The sequence below is a fragment of the Pseudaquabacterium rugosum genome, assembly GCF_038066575.1.
Lineage (GTDB): Bacteria > Pseudomonadota > Gammaproteobacteria > Burkholderiales > Burkholderiaceae_C > Pseudaquabacterium > Pseudaquabacterium rugosum.
In genome coordinates this window covers 139,248-163,836 of record NZ_JBBUTF010000013.1, presented here as the reverse complement: position 1 = coordinate 163,836, position 24,589 = coordinate 139,248, and the positions used below count along the sequence as shown (strand labels likewise).

At 69.7% G+C, this 24,589-nt stretch carries 20 protein-coding genes and 2 tRNA genes; 5 read left to right on the top strand and 17 right to left on the bottom strand.

Features of this window, described 5'->3' with window-relative positions; genetic code table 11:
* Positions 1-13: 13 nt before the first annotated feature.
* From lpxB to rpsB, 14 genes are all read right to left on the bottom strand, one after another.
* Positions 14-1,174 carry a lipid-A-disaccharide synthase gene (gene lpxB, locus AACH11_RS15230; RefSeq protein ID WP_341375089.1) on the bottom strand — a complete coding sequence of 387 codons (1,161 nt, stop codon included), beginning with the start codon at positions 1,172-1,174 and terminating at the stop codon, positions 14-16.
* Between the two features lie 7 nt (positions 1,175-1,181).
* The gene (gene lpxA / locus AACH11_RS15225; RefSeq protein WP_341375088.1) at positions 1,182-1,973 is read right to left on the bottom strand and encodes an acyl-ACP--UDP-N-acetylglucosamine O-acyltransferase; all 792 of its coding nucleotides are present in this window, start codon (positions 1,971-1,973) and stop codon (positions 1,182-1,184) included.
* Positions 1,974-2,068: 95 nt separating this feature from the next.
* On the bottom strand, positions 2,069-2,521 hold the full coding sequence (gene fabZ, locus AACH11_RS15220; protein ID WP_341375087.1) for a 3-hydroxyacyl-ACP dehydratase FabZ: 453 nt from the start codon (positions 2,519-2,521) through the stop codon (positions 2,069-2,071).
* Between the two features lie 192 nt (positions 2,522-2,713).
* Positions 2,714-3,814, bottom strand: a complete 1,101-nt coding sequence (gene lpxD, locus AACH11_RS15215; RefSeq protein ID WP_341375086.1) for a UDP-3-O-(3-hydroxymyristoyl)glucosamine N-acyltransferase — start codon at positions 3,812-3,814, stop codon at positions 2,714-2,716.
* 8 nt (positions 3,815-3,822) lie between these two features.
* Positions 3,823-4,404 (bottom strand): OmpH/Skp family outer membrane protein, encoded by a 582-nt coding sequence (locus AACH11_RS15210; protein WP_423228756.1) that lies wholly within the window; start codon positions 4,402-4,404, stop codon positions 3,823-3,825.
* Between the two features lie 5 nt (positions 4,405-4,409).
* Entirely contained in the window at positions 4,410-6,713 is a 2,304-nt protein-coding gene (gene bamA / locus AACH11_RS15205; RefSeq protein ID WP_423228749.1) for an outer membrane protein assembly factor BamA, read from the bottom strand.
* Positions 6,714-6,722: 9 nt separating this feature from the next.
* Positions 6,723-8,111, bottom strand: coding sequence for an RIP metalloprotease RseP (gene rseP / locus AACH11_RS15200; RefSeq protein ID WP_341375083.1), 1,389 nt, complete (start codon positions 8,109-8,111; stop codon positions 6,723-6,725).
* The gene (gene ispC / locus AACH11_RS15195) at positions 8,111-9,298 is read right to left on the bottom strand and encodes a 1-deoxy-D-xylulose-5-phosphate reductoisomerase (protein ID WP_341375082.1); all 1,188 of its coding nucleotides are present in this window, start codon (positions 9,296-9,298) and stop codon (positions 8,111-8,113) included. The genes rseP and ispC overlap by 1 nt, the downstream gene beginning before the upstream one ends.
* Positions 9,299-9,385: 87 nt before the next feature.
* Positions 9,386-10,264, bottom strand: a complete 879-nt coding sequence (locus tag AACH11_RS15190) for a phosphatidate cytidylyltransferase (protein WP_341375081.1) — start codon at positions 10,262-10,264, stop codon at positions 9,386-9,388.
* Positions 10,264-11,019 carry a polyprenyl diphosphate synthase gene (gene uppS, locus AACH11_RS15185; protein ID WP_341375080.1) on the bottom strand — a complete coding sequence of 252 codons (756 nt, stop codon included), beginning with the start codon at positions 11,017-11,019 and terminating at the stop codon, positions 10,264-10,266. The genes AACH11_RS15190 and uppS overlap by 1 nt, the downstream gene beginning before the upstream one ends.
* Positions 11,020-11,035: 16 nt before the next feature.
* A complete protein-coding gene (frr, locus tag AACH11_RS15180; RefSeq protein WP_341375079.1) occupies positions 11,036-11,596 on the bottom strand; it encodes a ribosome recycling factor in 561 nt (186 codons plus the stop codon).
* 114 nt (positions 11,597-11,710) lie between these two features.
* Complete coding sequence (gene pyrH / locus AACH11_RS15175) at positions 11,711-12,421, bottom strand: UMP kinase (RefSeq protein ID WP_341375078.1); 711 nt, start codon at positions 12,419-12,421, stop codon at positions 11,711-11,713.
* Positions 12,422-12,736: 315 nt separating this feature from the next.
* The gene (gene tsf, locus AACH11_RS15170; RefSeq protein WP_341375077.1) at positions 12,737-13,645 is read right to left on the bottom strand and encodes a translation elongation factor Ts; all 909 of its coding nucleotides are present in this window, start codon (positions 13,643-13,645) and stop codon (positions 12,737-12,739) included.
* A 164-nt stretch (positions 13,646-13,809) separates the two neighbouring features.
* The gene (gene rpsB, locus AACH11_RS15165) at positions 13,810-14,556 is read right to left on the bottom strand and encodes a 30S ribosomal protein S2 (RefSeq protein WP_341375076.1); all 747 of its coding nucleotides are present in this window, start codon (positions 14,554-14,556) and stop codon (positions 13,810-13,812) included.
* 345 nt (positions 14,557-14,901) lie between these two features.
* Between rpsB and AACH11_RS15160 the strand changes: the two genes are divergently transcribed.
* From AACH11_RS15160 to AACH11_RS15150, 3 genes are read left to right on the top strand one after another with little or no spacing between them, the layout of a single operon-like run.
* A complete protein-coding gene (locus AACH11_RS15160; RefSeq protein ID WP_423228755.1) occupies positions 14,902-16,314 on the top strand; it encodes an amidase in 1,413 nt (470 codons plus the stop codon).
* 2 nt (positions 16,315-16,316) lie between these two features.
* Positions 16,317-17,612 (top strand): FAD-dependent oxidoreductase, encoded by a 1,296-nt coding sequence (locus AACH11_RS15155; RefSeq protein ID WP_341375074.1) that lies wholly within the window; start codon positions 16,317-16,319, stop codon positions 17,610-17,612.
* Positions 17,613-17,650: 38 nt separating this feature from the next.
* Positions 17,651-19,618 (top strand): NAD(P)H-hydrate dehydratase, encoded by a 1,968-nt coding sequence (locus tag AACH11_RS15150; protein WP_341375073.1) that lies wholly within the window; start codon positions 17,651-17,653, stop codon positions 19,616-19,618.
* 13 nt (positions 19,619-19,631) lie between these two features.
* Here the strand turns inward: AACH11_RS15150 and rnr are convergent, their stop codons facing one another.
* On the bottom strand, positions 19,632-21,929 hold the full coding sequence (rnr, locus tag AACH11_RS15145) for a ribonuclease R (RefSeq protein ID WP_341375072.1): 2,298 nt from the start codon (positions 21,927-21,929) through the stop codon (positions 19,632-19,634).
* A gap of 277 nt (positions 21,930-22,206) precedes the next feature.
* On the opposite strand from rnr, the gene AACH11_RS15140 reads away from it, so the two are divergent.
* Both AACH11_RS15140 and AACH11_RS15135 read left to right on the top strand, forming a co-directional pair.
* Positions 22,207-22,291, top strand: a tRNA-Leu gene (locus AACH11_RS15140).
* A gap of 88 nt (positions 22,292-22,379) precedes the next feature.
* Positions 22,380-22,464: transfer RNA gene (locus AACH11_RS15135), tRNA-Leu, on the top strand.
* A 172-nt stretch (positions 22,465-22,636) separates the two neighbouring features.
* On the opposite strand, the gene AACH11_RS15130 is transcribed toward AACH11_RS15135, so the two are convergent.
* Positions 22,637-23,158 carry a phosphoribosyltransferase gene (locus AACH11_RS15130; RefSeq protein WP_341375071.1) on the bottom strand — a complete coding sequence of 174 codons (522 nt, stop codon included), beginning with the start codon at positions 23,156-23,158 and terminating at the stop codon, positions 22,637-22,639.
* 61 nt (positions 23,159-23,219) lie between these two features.
* Positions 23,220-24,572 (bottom strand): adenylosuccinate synthase, encoded by a 1,353-nt coding sequence (locus AACH11_RS15125; protein WP_341375070.1) that lies wholly within the window; start codon positions 24,570-24,572, stop codon positions 23,220-23,222.
* Between the last annotated feature and the right edge of the window lie 17 nt (positions 24,573-24,589).

The window sequence follows — 24,589 nt, the reverse complement described above, 5'->3', positions numbered from 1 at the left end:
GAGCTGGCGCGACTCAAGCGAGAGCGAGGACTTGCGCGAGGGCATCGGCGGCCTGGTTGGCGGTGTCACGCCGCAGCTGCTGGTGCAGCCCGACGCAGCGCTGGCGCAGCTGGTCGACGCGCGGCGCGTCGTCCAGCCAGGCCAGACCTTCACGGGCCAGCGCCTCGGGCGTGGCGTCATCCTGGATCAGCTCGGGCACGATGAAGCCCTGGCTGAGGATGTTGGGCAAGCCGACCCAGGGCTGGTAGCGCATGCGCTTCATCCGCCACCAGTTGAGCGCGCTCAGGTGGTAGGTGATGACCATCGGGCACTTGAACAGGGCCGCCTCCAGCGTGGCCGTGCCGCTGGCCACCAGCGTCAGGTCGCAGGCGGCCAGCGCGGCATGCGACTGGCCGTCGAGCAGACGCAGCGTGGCCGGGTAGTCGCCCTCGGACTGGGCCCGGGCCAACAGGGGCTCGACGAGGCCGCGCAGCCCCGGCACCACCGGCATCACGAACTGCAGCTGCGGCCGCTGGCGCGCCATGCGGGCAGCCGCCGCGATCAGGCGCGGGGCGATGTGGGCGATCTCGCTGCGCCGGCTGCCGGGCAGCAGCGCGACCACGGTGGCATCGGCGGCCAGGCCGAGCGCCTGGCGGGCGGCCGCGCGCGGCACCTCCAGCGGGATCGCGTCGGCCAGTGGATGGCCGACGAAGGTGGCGGCGATGCCGTGGCGCTGCAGCAGCGGCGGCTCGAAGGGGAACAGGCACAGCACGTGGTCAGCCGCGGCCTTGAGCTTGTGCACGCGCTCGCCGCGCCAGGCCCAGATCGACGGGCAGACGAAGTGCACGGTGCGCACGCCGGCGGCCTTCAGCCGGGTCTCGAGCCCGAAGTTGAAGTCGGGCGCATCGACGCCGATAAAGACCGAGGGGCGCTCGTCGAGCAGGCGGTCGCCGAGCTGGCGGCGGATGCGCAGCAACTCGGGCAGGCGCTTGAGCGCATCGACATAGCCGAAGACGCTCAGCCGCTCATGCGGCCACCAGGACTCGAAGCCCTGGGCCGCCATGCGCGGCCCGCCGATGCCGGCCGCCTGCAGGCCCGGCCAGCGCGTGCGCAGGCCCTGCAGCAGCAGACCGGCCAGAAGATCGCCCGAGGCCTCTCCAGCCACCAGTGCGAGCCGCGGCGCCGCCGACATCATCGCCGCGTCAGCGCACCAGACCGCGCGTGGACGCGGCCAGGAAGTCGAGCATGCCGTCGATGTCGCCGTCGGCCACACCCGCGTCGCTGCCGCGCAGTGCGGCGATGGCGGCCTTGGCCTGCTCCAGCGTCAGGCCGTCGCGGAAGATCAGCTTGTGCATCTGGCGGATGATGGCGATGCGCTCGGGGCCGAAGCCACGCCGCTTCAGACCGGTCAGGTTGACCGCACGCGTGGCCAGCGGATGGCCGTCGACCGTCATGAACGGTGCCACGTCCTGCGACACATGGCCCTGGAAACCGATCATCGCGTGGGCGCCCACGTGCACGAACTGGTGGATGCCGGACAGCCCGCCGATCACCGCCCAGTCGCCGACATGGACGTGGCCGGCCAGCGTCGCGTTGTTGGCCAGCACGCAATGGCTGCCGAGCCGCACATCGTGCGCCAGATGCACGTAGGCCATGATCCAGTTGTCGTCGCCGACCCGGGTCACGCCCTCTTCCTTGAAGGTGCCGGTGTTGAAGGTGCAGAACTCGCGCACCGTGTTGCGGTCACCGATGACCAGCTTCGTCACCTCGCCGCCGTGGCTCATGTCCTGCGGCATGCCGCCGATCGAGCCGTGGGGATGGAAGACGTTGTCGCAGCCGATCGTGGTGTCGCCGTCGATCACGCAGTGCGCGCCGATGCGGGTACGCGCACCGATGCGCACCTGCGGACCGATGATCGCGTAGGGGCCGACCTGCACGTCGGCGGCCAGCTCGGCCTGGGGATCGACCAGGGCGGTCGGATGGATCAGCGCCATGGTGGCGTCTCTCCTGACTGGGACTGCACAGGCCGCGGCAGCGCGGCCTGTGCGGAAAACGGATGGGATCGCGCGGTACGGACGGGCGGAGCGCCTCAGGCGACCTTGCGCATCGTGCACATCAGCTCGGCCTCGACGGCGGTCTCGCCGTCGACGCTGGCGCGCGCCTTGTACTTGTAGATGCCGGCCTTGGCGCGCTCGATCCAGGCCTCCAGCACCAGCTGGTCGCCGGGCTCGACCACCCGCTTGAAGCGCGCGCCATCGATGCCCAGGAAGTAGACGACGGTGTTCTCGTCGGGCTGCTGGCCCATGGACTCGAAGGACAGCAGCGCGGCCGTCTGCGCCAGCGCTTCCAGCATCATCACGCCCGGCATCACCGGCCGGTTCGGGAAGTGGCCGACGAAGAAGGGCTCGTTGATCGTGACGTTCTTCAGCGCCTTGATGCGCTGGTCCTTCTCGAACTCCACCACGCGGTCGACCAGCAGGATGGGATAGCGGTGCGGCAGCAGCTTCAGGATCTTGTGGATGTCGATCACGGGCTTGGTCATGGCGGTCTTCTTCGGGCCGGTGGATGGAATGTGAGGGGCAACCGCTGGCGGCCTGTCCGCGCGGCGCAAACACCCGACATCGGGTGACTGGAACCATCGCACGAGGGCGCCACGTGCACGGCACCCGCAGGGCGCCGCGCCGGGCCTCAGGGCCGCAGGCCTTGCGGCCGGCAACGGAAGGGAGACAGGGATTCAGGCGCGGGCGGCTCGCTCCAGCGCCCGCAGCCGCTCACGCAAGGTGTGCAGCTGACGCAGGGTCGCGGCGTTCTTCTCCCACGACGCATTGTCGTCGAACGGGAACAGGCCGCTGTACTGGCCCGGCTTGAGCACCGACCGCGTGATCACGGTGGCCGCCGTGACATGGACATGATCGACCAGTTCGAGGTGGCCGAGGATGATCGCACCGCCGCCAACCGTGCAGTGCCGGCCGATCCGTGCCGAGCCGGCGATGCCGACGCAGCCGGCCATCGCGCTGTGGGCGCCGATGTGGACGTTGTGGGCGACCTGGATCAGGTTGTCGAGCTTGACGCCATCGTCGATGCGGGTGTCGTCCAGCGCACCGCGGTCGACGCAGGTGTTGGCGCCGATCTCGACATCGTCGCCGATGGTCACCGCGCCGAGCTGCTCGATCTTCTCCCAGACCATGCCGTCGCCCTGGCGGGCCGGCGCGAAGCCGAAGCCATCGCCGCCGATGACCGCGCCACCCTGGATGAACCCGCGCGCGCCGATGCGGCAGCCGTCGCCGAAGCCGACGCGCGCGGCCAGCCGGGTGCGCTCACCGATGACGGCATCGTCGCCGATCACGCTGTGCGCACCGATGACCACGCCGGCGGCGATCGACACGCCGGCACCGATCACCACGCCGGCGGCGATGCTCGCGTCGGGCGCGATGCGGACGCCCTCGCCCACCACGGCCGAGGGATGCACGCCGATGGCCGGTGCGCGCCGGACACGGCCCGCCCACCAGCGGGTGAGCCGTGCGAAATAACGGTAAGGATCGGCGACCAGCAACAAGGCGCGCCCAGGCGCGGCCTGCTGCCAGACGACAGCCTGCTCGCGCAGCGCGGCACCGACGATGACCGCTCCGGCCTGGGTCGTGGTCAGCTGCGAGGCATAGCGGGCCTGGGCCAGGAAGGCCAGCGCCTGTGGTCCGGCGGATTCCAGCGGTGCGAGCCGGCTGATCGTCAGCGCATCGTCACCGATGATCTCGGCCGGCAGGGCGCCAGCGGTGTCCGCGTCGACATTGGCCGCCAGGGCGGCCACGATGTCGGCCAGCCGGGGCGGCGTCAACATCGGCGGCCTTACTTGGCGGCCGGCGCCGCACCCAGCGCCTTGATCACCTTGTCGGTGATGTCGACGCGCGGGCTGAAGAAGACGGCGTCCTGCAGGATCAGGTCGTACTTCTCGTTCTCGAAGATCGACTTGATCACCTTGTTCGCGCGCTCGACGATGGCCTGCGTCTCCTCGTTGCGACGCTGGTTCAGGTCCTCCTGGAACTCGCGGCGCTTGCGCTCGAGCTCGCGGCCCTGCTCCTGCAGGTCGCGCTGGCGACGGGTGCGTTCGCTCTCGGACAGCGTGGGCGCGTCCTTGTCGAGCTTGTCCGCCACGGACTTCAGACGCGCGGCCACGTCGTTGAGCTCCTTGTCGCGCTTGCTGAAGTCGGCTTCCATGCGGGCCAGCGCGGCCTTGGCCGGAGCGGCCTCGCGCAGCACGCGTTCGCTGTTGACATAGCCGATGCGCAGGGCGTCCTGGGCCTGGGCCAGCAGCGGCGCGCAGGCCGACAGCGCCAGCACGGCGGCGGCGGCCAGACCACGACAGGAGAGGACCGGGGCACCCCGGCCGAGACGCGCAGGGCGCGGATGCAGGGGGCGGCTGGCAGACATGGTCATCAGAACACGGTCCCGATCTGGAATTGAACGCGCTGGATTCTATCCGTGGGCTCGTAGCGCACCGGACGGCCCCAGCTCAGGCGCAGCGGCCCCACCGGCGAGACCCACGACAGACCGACACCGACCGACGCCCGCAGCGACGACAGCTCGATCGGGTCGGAGGCCTTCCAGACATTGCCCGCATCGCCGAACAGGAACACGCGCAAGGACCGGTCGTTGCCGCTGCCGGGGATCGGCAGGTAGAGCTCGGCATTGAGGTTGACCTTCTTGGCGCCGCCGATGTAGGCGCCGGTCGGGTCGATGACACCCAGCGAGTTCTGCTCGAACACGCGCACCGAACCCAGGCCACCGCCGTAGAAGTTCTTGAACACCGGGTAGTCGCGGCTGCCCAGGCCGTAGCCCAGACCGACCTCGGCATTCAGGCCGAGGCTGAACTTCTGCCAGAACGGGATGTACTGCTGGGCCTGGAAATTGGTGCGCAGATAGCGGACGTCGCCGGCCAGGCTCCATTCGGCATTGGCACGCAGATAACGACCGGCATTGGGTGCCAGCACGTTGTCGCGGCTGTCGCGCGACCAGCCCAGCGTCAACGGGAAGGCGGTCGAGCGGGCCCCGTAGTGGAAGCGGTAGTCGAAGTACTGGTTCGGGATGCCGGCGTCCGACCCGATGTGGGTCTGCTCGACACCGACACCGAGGTAGACCGTGTCGTACTCGGAGAACGGGATGCCGAAACGCACCGCCGCGCCCGGCGTGGCGATCTGGTACTGGTCGCCCAGGCTGTTGTAGGGGCGCGAGGTGCGGTAGTACAGATCGAGCGCGCGCGAGACCCCGTCGATCGTGAAGTAGGGATCGACGGTGCTGAAGACCAGGCTGCGCGCGGTCTTGCTGGTGTTGAGCTCGACCCCGAGGTAATTGCCCGAGCCGAACACGTTGTCCTGCTTGACCGAGGCCGTGAAGGCGAGCTTGTCGGCGCTGGAGAAGCTCATGCCCAGCATCAGGCTGCCGGTGGGCTTCTCGCTGACGCTGACATCGAGATCGACCTGATCGGGCGCACCGGGCACCTCGTTCGTGTCGACGCTGGTGTCCTTGAAGTAGCCCAGACGGTCGATGCGCTCCTTCGAGAGCTTGATGCGCTGGCTGTCGTACCAGGACGATTCGAGCTGCCGGAACTCGCGCCGGATCACCTCGTTGCGGGTACGGGCGTTGCCGGAGATGTCGATGCGGCGCACCGAGACGCGGCGCTGGGGGTCCGCCTGCAGCGTGATGGCCACGCGTGCGTTCTCGCGATCGATCTCGGTGCGAGGCTCGACGCGCGCGAAGGCATGCCCGTAGCTGCCGTACAGATCGGTGAAGGCCTTGACCGTCTCGGTGACGTCGGTGGCACGGTAGGGCTGGCCGGGACGCACCGTCACCAGACGCTCGAAATCCGTATCCTTGCCCAGCAGGTCGCCTGCCAGGGTGACGCCGGTCACCGTGTAGCGCTGACCCTCGCGGACGGTGACCGTGATCGCGATGTCCTGCTTGTCCGGCGAGATCGTGACCTGGGTGGACTCGATCGCGAACTCCAGGTAGCCGCGGTCCAGGTACCAGTTGCGCAGCGACTCCAGGTCGCCGTTGAGCTTGGCGCGCGAGTAACGGTCGTTCTTGGTGTACCAGCTCAGCCAGTTGCTGGGCGCCAGGTCCATCAGGTTGGTCAGCGTGTCCTCGTCGAACGCCCGGGCGCCGACGATGCGCACGCCACGGATGCGCGCGGACTCGCCCTCGCTCATCGTGAAGGTCACGGCCACACGGTTGCGCTGGGTCGGTGTCACGGTGGTGACGACCTCGGCGCCGTAGAGGCTGCGCGCCAGGTACTGCCGCTTGATCTCCTGCTCGGCGCGCTCGATCAGTGCGCGGTCGAAGGGCTGGCCTTCGCCGATGCCGGAGTCCTTCAGCGACTTCAGCAGCTGTTCCTTGTCGAACTCGTGCAGACCCGCGAAGGAGACCGACTCGACGACCGGGCGCTCCTCGATGACGAGCACCGCCACGCGGCCGTCGATCTCGATGCGCACGTCCTTGAACAGGCCGGTGGCGAACAGCGCACGCAGCGCGGCGGCCGCTTTCTCGTCGGTGTAGCTGTCGCCGACGCGGAACGGCAGCGCGCCGAAGACGGTGCCCGGATCGGTGCGTTGCAGGCCTTCGATGCGGATGTCCTGCAGCACGAAGGGCTCGACCGCCAGGGCCGGGAAGGTGGCGGCCAGCAGACCCAGGCCGGCGCACAGCGCGGCGATCGGGCGCCGCACGGAATCAGGATATCGGGACATCGGAAGCGGTCAGTGCAGGCCCAGCAGCCGGGCCACGTCGTTGTAGAGGGCCACCGACATCATCAGCAGCAGGACCGCCAGACCACCGCGTTGCAGCCGTGCCAGCCACAGGTCGGAGACCGGTCGACCGGTCACGGCCTCGAAGGCATGGTACATCAGGTGTCCGCCGTCGAGCATCGGCAGCGGCAGCAGGTTCAGCACCCCCAGGCTCACGCTGACCATGGCCAGGAAACCCAGGTAGTAGCCCAGGCCCTGCTGCACCGATTGGCCGGCGTAGTCGGCGATGGTCAGCGGCCCGCTCAGGTTCTTCACCGAGGCCTCGCCGGTGAGCATGCGCCAGAGCATCTTCAGCGACAGCTGCGAGACCTCCCAGGTGCGCTGCAGGCCCTGGGCCAGACCGTCGAGCGCATCGGCGCGTACCAGCACCATGCGCGGCGGCTCGCCGATGTAGGCCTCGACCCGCCCGATGCGGCGGTCGCCATCTTCGAGCACGCGCGGCGTGACCTCCAGAGTCAGGGTACGGCCGCCGCGCTCGACCTCCCAGCGCTGGGTGCGGCCGCGCAGGCCGTCGACCGACTGTCGGATCAGCTCGCGCAGCGCGACCGCGTCGGCCACCGGACGGCCGTCGACCCGCAGCACGCGGTCGCCCTGACGGGCACCCGCCAGCGCCGCAGGACCGTCGGCCTTGACCTCGCCGAGGACCGGTTCGCTGTAGGCACCGACCAGCCCGATGCGACGCAACAGCGCGGCATCGACCTCCTCGCCACGCAGGTCATCCAGGCGCAGGGTCAGTTCGCGCGTGCCGTGCGCGGCCCCCGGCTGGGTCGCGTTGATGCGCAGATCGAGCGAGCGCCCCTCCATCGCCGCCTGTGTCAGCTGCCAGCGCAGATCCGTCAGCGACGGCACCGGCTGCCAGGCGTCGGCATCGCCGCCCGAGGTGCGCCAGGCCTGAACGGCATCTCCGGCACGCAGCCCGGCCCGCTCGGCCAGACTGCCGGCCACCGGACTGGCCAGCACCGGCAGCGGCTCCTGCACACCGATCCAGTGCGAGGCCGCGTACAGCAGCACCGCGAGCACCAGATTGGCCAGCGGCCCGGCCGCGACGATGGCCGAGCGCTGCCACAAGGGCTTGCGGTTGTAGGTCTGGTCGAGCAGGGCCGGCGGCACGGGCGCCTCCCGCTCATCGAGCATCCGCACATAACCGCCCAACGGCAGCCACGAAAGCACGAACTCGGTGTCCTGCGGCGAGGCCTGGCGGCGCCAGATCACCCGTCCGAAGCCCATCGAGAACCGCAGCACCTTCACGCCACAGGCCCGTGCGACCCGGTAGTGGCCCCACTCATGGACCAGGATCAGCACGCCCAGCGTGAGCAGGAAACCGCCGACGGTCGACAACATCAGCCCAGCTCCAGCACGGTGCGCTCGGCCGCACGCCGCGCACGGGCATCCAGCGCCAGCAGACCGTCGACCGAGGCCGTCTCGTCGGCCTCGGGCAGCACGGCGTCCAGCGTGGCGGCGTTGACGCGATGGATGTCGGTGAAGCGCATGCGACGCTCCAGGAAGGCGGCCACGGCCACCTCGTTGGCCGCATTCAGGACCGCGGTCGTGCCCTCGGCCGCGCGCAGGGATTCCCAGGCCAGTTGCAGGCCGGGGAAACGGCGGGCATCGGCGTCCTCGAAGGTCAGCGCGGAGAGCTTCAGGAAATCGAGCGACTCGGCACCACTGACCACCCGTTCGGGCCAGGCCAGGCCAACGGCGATCGGTACCCTCATGTCGGGCGTACCGAGCTGGGCCAGCACGCTGTGGTCGCGACAGACGACCATCGAGTGGATGATGCTCTGCGGATGCAGCACGACCCGGATGCGCTCGGGCGCGAGGTCGAACAGCCAGCGCGCCTCGATCACCTCCAGCGCCTTGTTCATCATCGTGGCCGAGTCCACCGAGATCTTGCGACCCATGACCCAGTTCGGATGGGCGCAGGCCTGCTCGGGCGTCACCTCGTGCAGCGTGTGCGGCGCCCGCTCACGGAACGGGCCACCGGAGGCGGTCAGCACGATGTGGTCGATGCGCCGGGCCCAGCTCGAACGGTCCTCCGGCAGGCACTGGAAGATGGCCGAATGCTCGCTGTCGACCGGCAGCAGCGCGCCCCCGCCCTGCTCGACGGCCTGCATGAACAGCCGGCCGCCGACCACCAGGGCCTCCTTGTTGGCCAGCATCAGGCGCTTGCCGGCGCGCGCGGCGGCCAGACACGGCGACAGGCCGGCGGCACCGACGATGGCGGCCATCACGCTGTCGACATCGGCGGCGGCGGCCACGTCGCACAGCGCCTGCGGGCCATGCAGCACCTCGGTGGCCAGGCCGTCCGCACGCAGCAGCGCCTGCAGGCGCTCGGCCTGCCGGGCGTCGGCCACCACGGCGGTGGCCGGGCGATGGTCGCGGCACAGCACGGCGAGGTCATCGACGCGCTGGTGCGCGGTCAGCACCTGGACGACGTAACGGTCGGGATGACGCGCGATGACGTCGAGCGTGCTGCGGCCGATCGAGCCGGTGGCACCGAGGATGCAGACGCGCTGGCGCTGGGTCATGGGGTTCTCGGATTCAGGAAGATGCACAGGGGTTCCAGCGGCGGCGGGTGCCGCCGGGCGTCACGGCAAGACCTGCCGCGGCACCGCTCACCAACTGATCAGTGCGAGCGCGGCCGGCAGCACCGGCAGCAGGGCATCGACGCGGTCGAGCACGCCGCCATGGCCGGGCAGCAGCTGGCTGGAGTCCTTGACCCCGGCCGAGCGCTTGACCAGCGATTCGAACAGATCGCCGCACACGCCGAGCGCCGTCAGCAGCAGCACGCCGACCAGCAGCAGGCCGGCACCGCCACGCTGCAACAGCAGTCGGAACAGGCTGGGGGAGTCGACCGGCAGCCGTGGATCGATCAGCAGCAACCAGACGCAGGCCAGCACGGCCACGCCGAGCACGCCGCCGTAGACGCCCTCCCAGCTCTTGCCGGGGCTGATCTGCGGCGCCAGCTTGCGACGGCCGAAGGCGCGGCCGGAGAAGTAGGCGGCGATGTCGGCGGTCCAGACGACCGCCATCACCGACAACAGGAAATTGACGCCGATGCCGCGGGCCTGCACCAACGCCAACCAGGCCAGGCCCAGCAGCGAGAGGCCCAGCAGCCAGCGCAAGGCGGTCGGCAGCCGCGGCCAGCCGGTCGGGCCGGCGCGCAGCGCGATGACCAGGCCGACCACCCACAGCAGCAGACCGGCCTGCCACAGCCGCGGATCGGTGCCACCGGCCAGGGCCGCGCGCGGCGGCATCGGCCAGCGGGCCAGCCACAGCAGACACAGGCCACCCAGCAGCGCACCGCTGGCCCAGGCCGCGACGGGGCGCTGCGCCATGGCCGCCGCCAGCGGGTTCAAGCGCGCCCATTCCCAACCCGCGGCCGCGATGGCCAGCAGGGTGAACAGGGCGAAGGGCAGGGTCACCGGCGCGAACAGGCACGGCAGCAGCACGGCCAGCAGCAGCACCGCGGTGATCACGCGCTGACGCAGCATCAGTGCGCCGCCGTGGTCATCGGCGCGGGCGCGGGCACGCCACCGAAGCGCCGCTCACGCCGCGCGTAATCGGCCAGCGCACGGTCGAGCTCCGCCTCGTTGAAGTCCGGCCACAGACAGGGCGTGAAGAGCAGCTCGGCATAGGCCGCCTGCCACAGCAGGAAGTTGCTGATGCGCAACTCGCCGCCGGTGCGGATCAGCAGATCCGGATCGGGCGCATGGGCCATCGCCATGTAGGCCGACAGGCGCTGCTCGTCGAGCTGTGCGGCGGTCACGCCGTCGGCGATCGCCCGCCGCGCGGCCTGGGCGATGTCCCAGCGGCCCCCGTAGTTGAAGCACACCGACAGCGTCAGCCGGGTGTTGTGGCGCGTGGTCGACTCGACCTCGGCCCAGGCCGCACGCAGACGATCGGAGACGTTGTCGCGGTCACCGACGATGACCACGCGCACCCCATCCTGCGCCATCTTGCGCAGATAACGCGCGACGGCCACGTGCACCAGACCCATCAGGCCCGACACCTCGTCCTGCGGCCGCTTCCAGTTCTCGGACGAGAAGGCATAGACCGTCAGGTACTCGATGCCGCGGGCCATGCAGGCGTTGACCGTGTTGACCAGCGTGTCGACCCCGACCTTGTGGCCGTAGACACGCGGCATGAAACGCTTCTTGGCCCAGCGCCCGTTGCCGTCCATCACGATGGCGACGTGACGGGGCAGATGGGGATCACCGGACGCCGGTGCGGCGGAGAAAGCAGTCATCGCGCGACGCGTGGCCTCAGACGGCCAGCACCTCGGCTTCCTTGGACTGCACGACCTTGTCGACCTCGGCGATGGTGCGGTCGGTCAGCTTCTGCACGTCGTCCTGGGCACGGCGCTCGTCGTCCTCACCGATGGCCTTGTCCTTGAGCAGCTTCTTGAGCTGGTCGTTGGCCTCGCGGCGCAGGTTGCGCACCGCGACCTTGGTGTCCTCGCCGGCGTGGCGCACGACCTTGGTCAGCTCCTTGCGGCGCTCCTCGGTCAGCGGCGGCAGCGGCACGCGGATCAGGTCGCCCTGGCTGCTGGGGTTCAGGCCCAGATCGCTCTCGCGGATGGCCTTCTCGATCTTGGCGCCGAGACCCTTCTCCCAGGGCTGGACGCTGATGGTGCGGGCATCGAGCAGGCTGACGTTGGCGACCTGGCTGACCGGCACCAGCGAGCCGTAGTAATCGACCTGCACCTGATCCAGGATGCCCGGATGGGCCCGGCCGGTACGGATCTTCTGCAGTTCGCCCTTCAGGGCCTCGATGGACTTGCCCATCTTGGCTTCGGCCGTCTTCTTGATGTCGGCAATCGTCATGGTGCAGCTCGCGGAGAGAGGAAACGGAACGCGATGGAACAACGGTGACCGGCCACGGCCCCCGCCCCATCGCAGGAAGCGGAGCGCCGCGGCCGGCCTGGATACGGAATCAGATCAGACGTGGACCAGCGTGCCCTCGTCCTCGCCGAGCGCCACGCGCTTGAGGGCGCCCGGCTTGAAGATCGAGAACACCTTGACGGGCAGCTTCTGGTCACGGCACAGCGCGAAGGCGGTGGCGTCCATCACCTGCAGGTTGCGGGCGATCGCCTCGTCGAAGCTGACGCTCGCATAACGCGTGGCCGACGGATCCTTCTTCGGGTCGGCGGTGTAGACGCCGTCGACCTTGGTGGCCTTCAGCACGATCTCGGCACCGATCTCGGCGCCACGCAGCGCGGCCGCGGTGTCGGTGGTGAAGAAGGGGTTGCCGGTGCCGGCGGCGAAGACGACGACCTTGCCCTCTTCCAGGTACTGCAGCGCCTTCGGCCGCACGTACGGCTCGACGACCTGCTCGATGTTGATGGCCGACATCACGCGGGCCGTCATGCCTTCGAGGCGCATCGTGTCGGCCAGAGCCAGCGAGTTCATCACCGTGGCCAGCATGCCCATGTAGTCGGCCGTGGCCCGGTCCATGCCCTTGGCGCCGCCGGCCACGCCGCGGAAGATGTTGCCGCCACCGATCACCACCGCGACTTCCACGCCCATCTCGGTGACCTCGCGCACCTCGCGCACCATGCGCACGATGACATCGCGGTTGATGCCATAGGCATCGTCGCCCATCAGGGCCTCGCCGGAGAGTTTCAGAAGGATGCGCTTGTAGGCTGGCATGCGGACAGATTCCCTGGGCCGGGTGATTGGTGAAGGACGCCGCGCCGTCACGCCGCGCTGGCGGTGCACCCTGAAGCACCACCGGAATCGGGTTCCGGCACCGCCACCGCAGGCGGCAGCGGGCACCGGTCGGCACCTCGGTGCCGTGGACATCGCCCCGTCGGGCGTGTCCGGTGCGCGGCAGGTCCGGCAGGACCCGGCGCCGCGCACGTGAAAACGGCGCGCAGCCAGACCCCGCAGGACCCGACGCGCGCCGCGCAGTGTACGCGCACACGACCGGTGGACCCGGCCGCGCACGGCACATCCAAGGGGGGCTTACTGGCCCTTGGCGGCAGCGACCTGGGCCGCGACTTCGGCAGCGAAGTCGTCGACCTTCTTCTCGATGCCTTCGCCGACGATGTACAGGGTGAAGCCCTTGACGTCGGTGGCGGTGCTCTTCAGGTAGGCGCCCACGGTCTGCTTGCCGTCAGCGGCCTTCACGAAGACCTGGTCCAGCAGCGAGACTTCCTTCAGGAACTTCTGCACCGAGCCATCGACCATCTTGGCGATGATCTCGGCCGGCTTGCCCGACTCGGCCGCCTTCTCGGCGGCGATCTTGCGTTCCTTCTCGACCAGGTCGGCCGGAACGTCGGCGCTCGACAGCGCGGCCGGCTTCATCGCGGCGATGTGCATCGCGACGTCCTTGGCGGCCACGGCCTGCGCGTCGCCGTTGCCGGCGAACTCGACGACCACGCCGATGCGGGTGCCGTGCAGGTAGCTGGCCAGACCGTTGCCGGCGGCAAAGCGCTGGAAGCGGCGGATCGACATGTTCTCGCCGATCTTGCCGATCAGGCCCTTGCGGACCTCTTCCAGCGTCGGGCCGAAGCCGTCCTGCTCATGAGCCAGGGCCGACAGCGCGGCGACGTCGGCCGGGTTGGCCTCCGCCACCAGGCGTGCGGCGGCGTTGGCGAAGCCCAGGAAGCTGTCGTTCTTCGAGACGAAGTCGGTCTCGCAGTTGATCTCGATCAGCGCGCCGACGCCGTTGGCGACGGCGTAGGCGATGACGCCTTCAGCGGTGATGCGGGCAGCGGCCTTGCCGGCCTTGTTGCCCAGCTTGACGCGCAGGATCTCTTCCGCGCGGGCCATGTCGCCGTCGGCCTCGGTCAGGGCCTTCTTGCATTCCATCATCGGCGCGTCGGTCTTCGCGCGCAGTTCAGCCACCATGCTGGCGGTAATCGCAGCCATCTGTGTTCTCCGTTCGGTTCGGTATCGGTCGCCGGCGGCGGCCCCGCACGAGGCGGTGCGGCGGCGGGCGGCAACGATCAATGTCGACGCCGCGGCTGACGGGCGTGTGAAAAGGGGGCTCGCGAGCCCCCTTGCCGGTCAGCCGTGAAGCGGCGTCAGGCGGATCAGGCCTCGTCGGCGACTTCGACGAACTCGTCGCCAGCCGCGGCGACGGCGGTCACCACCTCGTGCACGGCGCTGGCCTTGCCTTCCAGCACGGCATCAGCGACAGCCTTGGCGTACAGCGCCACGGCCTTGGCCGAGTCGTCGTTGCCGGGGATGACGTAGTCGATGCCTTCGGGCGAGTGGTTGGTGTCGACGACGCCGACGACCGGGATGCCCAGCTTCTTGGCTTCGGCGACGGCGATCTTGTGGTAGCCGACGTCGATGACGAACATCGCGTCCGGCAGCGCCGTCAGGTCACCGATGCCGCCGATGTCCTTCTCGAGCTTGGCGATCTCGCGCTCGAACATCAGGCCTTCCTTCTTGGTCATGGTCTCCAGGCCGGCTTCGCGCTGGGCCTGCATGTCCTTGAGCTTCTTCAGCGAACCCTTGACGGTCTTGAAGTTGGTCATCATGCCGCCCAGCCAACGCTGGTCGACGAAGGGCATGCCGGCGCGGGCGGCCTCGGTGGCGACCAGATCACGGGCCTGGCGCTTGGTGCCGACGAACAGGATCGTGCCGCGCTTGGCGCTCAGCTGACGGACATACTTCAGCGCTTCCTCGAGCTTCGGCAGCGTCTTCTCGAGGTTGATGATGTGGATCTTGTTGCGATGGCCATAGATGAAGGGGGCCATCTTGGGGTTCCAGAAGCGGGTCTGGTGTCCGAAATGGACACCCGCTTCCAGCATTTCGCGCATGGTCACGGACATGGAATAACACTCCGAAGGTTGGGTCTAGAATCCGGCACGAATCCCGCACGGCGGGCACCCTGAAGCGGGCACCGACACACGGCGGAACACCTCGTTGAAGCCGGTTCGTGGCTGATTCATCTGGCGGACACCGATGAGATGCCCGACGCCCGTGTCGACAACAGTCACACCGACGATGTCGACGCCTGCATCGAGGACCGCGGCCCCGACGCGGACGTCAGGGAACCCCGCGGACGCCGCTCGCCAAACGATCGACACCGCCCAGATGGACCGGCTTTGCCCGGCCGCCTGGAGCGCCGGACACCGATGGACATCCAGATAAACCCAGAGAGTATAGCACCTGGCCTGACCCCGGACCTGGTCTCCGCCGTCAGCGCGATCCGCCAGGGTCGTGCACGGGCCTCGGAACTGCTGCAGGCCAGCGAGGCCGCGGCCGACGACCCCGCCTGCGCCCATGCCTTCATCCGCCGCTTCACGGCGCAGGCACGCGCCACCGCCCAGGGCACGGACCTGCTGCGACAGGCCGGAGGGCCGCTGCCCCCGCTGGCCGGTCTGGCGGTCTCGATCAAGGACCTGTTCGACGTGCAAGGCCAGCAGACGACGGCCGGCGCACAGGTGCTGGCGGATGCCCCCACGGCGACGGCGGACTGCACCGCCGTCGCCCGCCTGAGGCGCGCCGGCGCCGCCCTGGTCGGCCACACCAACCTCAGCGAGTTCGCCTATTCGGGCATCGGCCTGAACCCGCACCACGGCACGCCGGCCAACCCGACCACGGCCCGGCTGAACCCGACGCCGCGCGTGCCCGGCGGCAGCACGTCCGGCGGTGCGGTCTCGGTGGCCTGCGGCGCAGCCTGGGCGGCCCTGGGCTCGGACACGGGCGGATCGATCCGTATCCCGGCGGCACTGCAAGGTCTGGTCGGATTCAAGAACACGCAGGCACTGACGCCGCGCGACGGCTGCATTCCGCTGTCGCCCACCCTGGACACCACCTGCGCGATCACCCGCAGCGTTCGCGACGCGGTGCTGCTGCACGCGATCCTGGCCGATCGGCGGCCCCGGCTGTCGGTGCAGCCCCTGGCCGCGCTGCGCCTGGCCGTGCCCCACACGCTGATGCTCGACGGGCTGGACAGCACGGTTGCACAGGCCTTCGAGCAGACGCTGCAGCTGCTGCGCGACGCCGGCGCCCATCTCCACGAGATCGCGCTGCCCGAGCTCGGCGAGCTCGCAGGTCTGCAGGCCCAGGGCGGCTTCGCGGCGGCCGAGAGCTGGGCCTGGCACCGCGCCCGCCTGGCCGACCCGCGGCAGGCCGAACGCTACGACCCGCGCGTGGCCCAGCGCATCCGGCGCGGCGAATCGATCAGCGCGGCCGACTACATCGATCTCGGCCACCAGCGCCGTGACTGGATCACCCGTGTCGAACGGGCGATCGCCGGCTGCGACGCGCTGCTGTCGCCGACCGTGCCGATGGTCGCGCCGGTGATGGCGCCCCTGCTGAGCTCGGACCCCCGGTTCTTCGCGATCAACGCGCTGCTGCTGCGCAACCCCTCGGTGATCAATCTGCTCGACGGCTGCGCGGCCAGCCTGCCCTGCCATGCGCCGGACCAGCTGCCGGTGGGCCTGATGGTCTGGGGGCCGGCAGGGGCCGATGACCGCGTGCTGTCGGTCAGTCTGGCCATCGAGGCCCTGCTGCACCGCACGCACGCGGCCGGCCCGCCGTCGGACTTCGGTCCGTCCGCACTGCTCGACGAGGAGTCCTGAGCATGCGGGTGGCCGTGATCGGCGCCGGCATCGTCGGCGTCACGACCGCGTTCGAGCTGGCCGCCGACGGCCATGCGGTGGACGTGCTGGAACGGCGGGCCAGCGTCGCCGAGGAAGCGAGCTTCGGCCACGGCGGTCTGGTGGCGCCCGGCTGGCAAGGCGTGGGCCTGCTGCCGGGTGCGCCCCTGGCCGCCTGGCGGCAGTGGCTGGGCCTGGGACTGGGGGCCGCCGCGCTGCTGCGCCGCGGCCGGCCGGGTGCGGTGCCGGCGCGCTGGCGCCGCCGCTGGATCGGCGCCGGCCAGCCGGCCGCCCAGCTCGGGCGCCTGCAGACGCTGCTGCCCCTGGCCCGCTACAGCCAGCACCGGCTGCTGACGCTGGAGCAGGAGCTGCGCCTGGAGCACGAGGGCCGGCGCGGCTGTCTGGTGCTGCTGCGCCAGCCCCAGGAATTGCAGGCGGCGCAGCCGCTGCTGCACCTGCTGCAGGCCGAGGGCCTGGACGCGGTGACGCTGGACGCCGACCAGGCCCGCCAGGCAGAGCCCGGGCTGAACCCGAGAACCCCGCTGCACGCGGCGATCTGGCTGCGCGGCGCGCAGTCGGGCAACGGCCGGCAGTTCGCGCAGGGCCTGCGCCTGCAGGCCCGTCAACGGGGTGCGGCCTTCCGCTTCCATCGCCAGGTGCTGTCGCTGCAGACCGAGGGCAGCGGCTGGCGCGTACGGCATGCCGCTGTCGCACCGCAAGGCCTGGTCGACCCGGAAGACGGCCGCTACGACGCGGTGGTGGTGTGTGCGGCCCAGGGCGCCGGAGAACTGCTGGCGCCACTGGGCTGGCAACCGCCGCTGATGGGACTGCACGGCTGGTCGCTGACGGTGCCGCTGCGCATCCTCGAAGGCCATCCGGACCTCGGCCCCCGCGGTGCGGCCTTCGATGAGCGGGACCGCATCACGCTGACCCGGCTGGGTCAGCGCGTGCGGGTGGCCGGCGGTGCGGTTCTCGGCGCCCGCCCTGCCGCCGAGCCGCCACCGCCACTGCTGCGCCGGCTCTACGGCGTCCTGCACGACTGGTATCCGGGGGCCACCCACACGGCCCAGGCGCAGCTCTGGCAAGGCAGCCGCACCCAGACGCCCGACGGGCTGCCACTGGTCGGCGCCACCCCGGCACCGGGGCTGTGGCTGAACCTCGGCCACGGCTGCAGCGGCTGGGCCCTGGCGGCCGGCGCCGCCCGCGCCCTCGCCGACCAGATCGGCGGCCGGCCGTCGGCGGTCGACCTGCCGACGCTCGAGGCAGCACGGCTGCGCTGAGCGCCGATGCAGGCGGCATCGGGCGGCACAATGCCCGCATGCCCATCGAACCCGCCTGCACGCCCCCGCGGCGCGTCGATGCCCGCGAACGCCCGGGCACACCCCATGACGCCTGGCCGCTGTACGACCGGGCGGCGACCCGCACGATCGAGCAGGCCGCCCTCGCCAGCCGGCCTGCGCACCAGCTGATGGCGCGCGCCGGCCTGGCGGTGGCCCGTCTGGCGCTGTCGCTGGCCGAGCCGGGCTGCACGTTCTGGGTCGTCGCAGGCCCGGGCAACAACGGCGGCGACGGTCTGGTGGCCGCTACCTGGCTCCACCGCTGGGGACAACCCGTCCGGGTCAGCCTGTGCGTGCGACGCGGACGGCTGCCCGAGGATGCCGCATGGGCTCTGCGCCGCGCCGAGGAGGCCGGCGTACCGATCACGGAGCTGGAGCCGAGGCTGACATCCGCACGGATCGCCGCCGCATGCCCCGCCCTGCCCCAGGGCGCGTGGATCATCGATGCGCTGCTGGGCCTGGGCTTGGGACAGGGTCTCGGCCGCACGCCCGCGCCGCGGGATGACAGCTGCACGGACACGCTCACGGCGCTGATCCACCATCTGCAACACCTGCGTCGCACGCGGGACTGCCAGGTGCTGGCGGTCGATCTGCCGAGCGGCCTGGATGCCGACACCGGCCGACCGGGTTACCGCGAGGGATCGACACCGGAGCAGGCCCCGCTGGCCGTCGTGGCCGACCACACGCTCAGCCTGCTCACGCTCAAGCCCGGCCTGTGCACCGGCGAGGGCCCGCACCATGCCGGCCAGCTCTGGTGGCATGGCCTGGGCGTGGTGCCGGCACCGGACAGGACCGACCGCGATGATCCGACCGCGGCCCCGGAGACCGGCGACACCTGCCGCCGTCCCGCAGCCCGGAGCAGGCCAACGGCACCCGCGGCAGGCGCCGACACGGCCCCTCCGGCGGCCGGATCCGCCTCCCCCATGGATTGCGCACCGCTGCCGAGGGCCTGGCGGATCCCCGCGCCGCGCTGGTCACCACGCCAAGCCCACCGCCACAAGGGCAGCTATGGCGACGTGCTGGTGCTCGGCGGAGCCGAGGGCATGGGTGGCGCCGCGCTGCTGGCGGCCGATGCCGCGCTGCAGGCCGGCGGGGGACGGGTCTGGATCGGCCGCCCGGAAGGCCACGGCGACGGGTGCACGACGGATCACCGGCCGGTCGATCCGCCCCCGCTGCCGCAGCCCCTTCCCCCCGAACTCATGCAGACCTCGATGCACCAGCTGTGCAGCGCCGAGCGGCTGGCCCGCTCGACGGTGGTCTGCGGCTGTGGCGGCGGCACGGCACTCCACCGCTGGCTGGCGGAGGTGCTGCGTCACGCCCACCGGCTCGTGCTCGATGCCGACGCCCTGAACGCGGTGGCCGCCGACGAGGCCCTGCGCCATCTGCTGCACGCCCGCGCGCAACGGTCGACAGGCCCGACGCGATGGCCGACGCTGCTGACGCCACATCCCCTGGAGGCGGCCCGTCTGCTCGGCACCGACACAGCGACCGTACAGGCCGACCGCGTGGCCTCGGCCTGCCAGCTGGCACGGAGCTGCTCCGCCGTCGTGCTGCTCAAGGGCAGTGGCACGGTCGTGGCCACGCCGGACGGTACGGCCTGGATCAACCCACGCGGATCCGCCCGACTGGCCACGCCGGGCAGCGGTGACGTGCTGGCCGGCTGGATCGGCGGAACCTGGTCAGCCTGCGGCGACGCCGCGGCGGCACAGCTCTGGGCCGCACCACCCGACACCGACGAAAAGCGGCCCGGTTCGACGGGACCGCAGCCAGGCCACGCGCGTCATCCTGCAGAGGATCCGACACTGGCGGTGGCCGCCGCCTGCGCCTGGTTGCACGGCAGGGCGGGCGAGAGCCCCCCGCTGGGCATGCCGCTGCGCGCCGGCGAGCTGGCACGCGCCATGGCCGCGCTGAGCGGCCAGCAGCTTCCGTCAGCCGGTCCCCTCGACTGACGCGCGACGCCCCTCAACGCCGACGTTTGGCCGCCGGACCGCCGCTGCGCGACTTCTTGCCCGCCGCCGCACGGCCTCGCGTCGCCCCTTCAGCCGCCGCCTGACGCGGTCGGCTGGCCGCCTTGGCCGCCTTCGCGGCCTTGACCGCACGATCCCGCGACTGCACCGATTTCAAGGCCTGCTCGGCCGGCCCCGACGCGGCCTCCGCCCGCCGGCCGCGCGGCGCCGACAACCCGTCCTCATCGTCACGCATCAAGCGGAACTCGATGCGCCGGCCATCCAGGTCGACACGGCTGACCTGCACCCGGACCCGCGAGCCCACGGTGTAGCGCACGCCCGAGCGCTCGCCACGCAGTTCCTGGCGGGCCTCATCGAAGCGGAAGTACTCGCCTCCGAGCTCGGTGATGTGGACCAGGCCCTCGACGTACAACTCGTCGAGCGTGACAAACAGACCGAAGCTGGTGGCCGCGCTGACCGTGCCCGCGTACTCCTCGCCAAGATGGTCACGCATGTAGCGGCACTTCAGCCAGGCCTCCACGTCGCGCGACGCCTCGTCGGCCCGACGCTCGTTGGCACTGCAATGGGCGCCGGCGGCCTCCCAGGCCTGCGCCTCCTGCAAAGCGACCGCCTGACGGGCGGAGGCGCCGCGGGCGCCGGTGCGGGCCACGGGTCGCGCACGCGTGACCGGCGCCGGCACCTGCGACAAGGCACTGCCTGCATCGGGAGCCTGCGGCAGCACCAGCGCATAGCGCTTGCCGACGAGCAGGGCCTTGATCACGCGATGCACCAGCAGGTCCGGGTAACGACGGATCGGGCTGGTGAAGTGGGTGTAGGCCGCATAGGCCAGACCGAAGTGACCGGAGTTGGCGGGCGTGTAGATCGCCTGCTGCATCGAGCGCAACAGCATGGTGTGGATCTGCGCGGCATCGACACGATCACGCGTGGCCACCGACAGCGCCTGGAACTCCGCCGGGGTCGGCGCGTCGCTCAACGCCACGCCGATGCCCATCGCCTTCAGGTAGTTCTGCAGCGTCTGCCGCTTCTCGGGCGTCGGCCCTTCATGGACCCGATACAGCGATGGATGCTCATGGCTGGCGATGAACTCGGCGGCGCAGACATTGGCCGCCAGCATCGCCTCCTCGATCAGGCGATGGGCCTCGGTGCGCTGACGCGGCACGATCTTCTCGATGCGACCGTTGTCGTCACAGACGATCTGCGTTTCGGTCGACTCGAAGTCGATGGCGCCGCGCTGCGCCCGCCGCCGCAGCAACGCGCGGTAGACCTCGTGCAGGTGCAGCAGGTGCGGCACCAGTTCAGCCCGTCGCGCAGCCTCGGGCCCACGCGTATTGGCCAGGATGGTCGCCACCTCGGTGTAGGTGAAGCGCGCGTGCGAGCAGATCACGGCCGGGAAGAACTGGTAGGCGACGATCTCGCCAGCCTCATCGACGACCATGTCGCAGACCATGGACAGACGATCGACCTGAGGGTTCAGCGAACACAGCCCGTTGCTGAGCTTCTCGGGCAGCATCGGGATGACACGCCGCGGGAAGTAGACGCTGGTCGCCCGCTCATAGGCGTCGTCATCCAGCGGATCACCGGGCTTCACATAGTGGCTGACGTCGGCAATGGCCACCAGCAGCCGCCAGCCCTTGCGGGCATTGCGACCGCGACCGGACGCGTAAGGCTCGCAATAGACCGCATCGTCGAAGTCACGCGCATCCTCGCCATCGATGGTCACCAGCGGCACGTCGGTGAGGTCGATGCGCTGGCGCATGTCCGCGGCACGCAGCTTCTCCGGCAAAGCCGCCGCCTGCGCCAGCGTCTGGGCCGAGAAACGATGCGGCACCTCGTACTTGCGCACCGCGATCTCGATCTCCATGCCAGGATCATCGATCTCGCCCAGCACCTCGGTCACGCGGCCGACGGGCTGGCTGTACATCGACGGCGGCTCGGTCAGCTCGACCGCCACGACCTGCCCCACCGCGGCGTCGGCCGTCGCGTTCTTGGGAATCATGATGTCGTGGCCATAACGCCGATCCTCGGGCGCGACCAGCCAGACGCCGTTCTCGTGCAACAGCCGACCGATGATCGGCGAGCGTGGGCGCTCGATGATGTCGAGCACGCGCCCCTCCGGCCGCCCCTTGCGGTCGTAGCGCACGACCCGCACGCGGACGCGATCGCGATGCAGCACGGCGCGCATCTCCTGCGCGCTCAGATAGATGTCGGGCTCACGCTCACCGCCCTGCGTCACGCGACGGACGAAACCGTGGCCGTCTCGGTGACCGAGCACCATGCCCTCGATCTCGCTCATCAGCGCCGCACCGAGTGCGGGAGTGCTTGCGTCTTGCTTCTTGATGATGCTATACTCCTAGCTTCTGCTTGAGAGCCGTAGCGCTTGAGCGGGGATGCAAAGCACAAACGAAGGAACACGGGTCCGACACCCTGCTTCTTCTGCCTCGCAGCCCGCTCGGATGTCACGGCGGCTGGATGTCGATTGATCATAGGCGTTTTTCTCGCACTTGGTTAAATCGATAAACAGCTTCAACATCAGAACAAGTTCTGATATACTGCAGATCAAATCCTGAGATGCCCAGGTGGCGGAATTGGTAGACGCACTAGTTTCAGGTACTAGCGCTGAGAGGCGTGGAGGTTCGAGTCCTCTCCTGGGCACCAAACAAAGCAGGAAGCTGCTTGAAAAACGGAAATGATCTGATATAGTTAGAATCTGCCTAAATCACTGATTAGGCAAAAATCCTGAAATGCCCAGGTGGCGGAATTGGTAGACGCACTAGTTTCAGGTACTAGCGCTGAGAGGCGTGGAGGTTCGAGTCCTCTCCTGGGCACCAAATCAGAAGTTCAGCTGTCAAACGATGGCGAGCATTGAAAAGCCGGCACAATGTGCCGGCTTTTTTTCGTCCCTGCTTTTCGACTTTCGACAACAGATCACCAAGAAAAAGGGCGCTCAGCGCCCTTTTCCACTGTGACCCACCGGAACGGCAGGCCACCATCCATGACGCCTCAGCCCGCGTGTTTACGCGCCAGGCCGTCGGGTCGCAGTGCGTCGTATTCCTCGAAGGGCTGATGGATCCAGGGGCTGGTGGGCAGCCTGTCGACGAAATAGTCGGGCGTGTAGGTCGACACGCCCTTGACCCAGATGACGGCACTGCGCAGCTCGCTGATCGAGGGCAGTCCTCGCAGCCGATCCACCACCGCCTTGAGCGTGACGCCAGAATCCGCCAGGTCATCGACCAGCAGCACGCGACCCGCCAGTTCACCCTTGGGCATGGTGATGTACTTGGCCATGTCCAGCCGGCCCTGGATGGTGCCCGCCTCCGCGCGGTAGCTGCTGGTGCTCATGATCGCCAGCGGCTTGTCGAAGACGCGGGACAGCACGTCACCCGGACGCATGCCGCCACGGGCCAGACACAGGATCTGGTCGAAGGCCCAACCATCGGCGGCCACCTTCAGTGCCAGACGCTCGATCAGCGCGTGGTACTCGTCCCAGCTCACATACAGGTGCTTGCCATCGTCGGTCAGCATCGGTTCTCTCCTCGGGGGGCGTATTCAGGTGCGCGCGTGCCGCCAGGCACGCGTCAGGACATCAGCGGCCGGCGTACGGGTGGCGCAACAGAATCGTGTGATCACGATCCGGCCCGGTCGAAACCATGTCGATCGGCGCAGCGATCAGCTGCTCGACACGCCGCAGGTAGGCCTGGGCATTGGCCGGCAGCTTGTCCCATTCGGTCACACCGAAGGTACTTTCGGTCCAGCCCGGGAAAGTTTCGAACTGCGGCACGCAGGCGGTGATGTCATCGGCATCCAGCGGCAGGATGTCGACCGGTCGGCCGTGCAGCATGTAACCGACGCAGACCTGGATCTCCTTCAGACCATCCAGCACGTCGAGCTTGGTGATGCACACGCCCGAGATGCCGTTGATCACCACCGACCGCTTGAGCGCCGCCGCATCCAGCCAACCGCAGCGACGGGCCCGGCCGGTGACGGTGCCACGCTCCTGACCGACGGTCGACAGATGATGGCCGACCGTGCCTTCGGCGTTGATGTCGAGTTCGGTCGGGAACGGACCGGAACCCACGCGCGTCGTGTAGGCCTTGGTGATGCCCAGGATGTAGTGCAGCATGTCCGGACCGACGCCGGCACCGGCGGCGGCATTGCCGGCCACGCAGTTGCTGCTGGTGACGAACGGATAGGTGCCGTGGTCGATGTCCAGCAGCGTGCCCTGCGCGCCCTCGAACAGGATGTTGGCGCCGGCCTTGCTGGCCTTGTAGAGCCCGTAGCCCACGTCGGCCATCATCGGCTTGAGTTGCTCGGCCACCAGCATCGCCTGGTCGTAGATCGGCTGGAACGCCAGCGCCTCGGACTTCAGGTAGCCGGCCAGAGCCTCGTTGTGCAGGGCCAGCAGGTCCCGCAGCTTGTGCGCGAAGCGCTCCGGATGCTTCAGGTCCTGCACGCGCAGTGCGCGACGGGCCACCTTGTCCTCGTAGGCCGGGCCGATGCCCTTGCCGGTGGTGCCGATCTTGCCGGCCGGCGTGGCCTCGCGCAGCGCTTCGCGCGCCTTGTCGACGGCGACGTGGAAGGGCAGGATCAGCGGGCAGCTCTCGCTGATGAACAGGCGCGAGCGCACCTCCAGACCGATCTTCTCCAGGCGTTCGATCTCGGACAGCAGATGCACCGGATCGACCACCACGCCGTTGCCGATGTAGCAGGGCACGCCGTCGCGCATGATGCCGCTGGGAATCAGCTGCAGCGCCGTCTTCACGCCCTTGATCACCAGCGTGTGGCCTGCGTTGTGGCCGCCCTGGAAGCGCACGACACCCTGCGCGTGGTCGGTCAACCAGTCGACCACCTTGCCCTTGCCCTCGTCACCCCACTGGGTGCCGACGACGACGACGTTGCGGCCCGATTGGGCGGCGCCCGTAGCGTTGGCTTGTTGCATGTTGTGCTGGATACAGA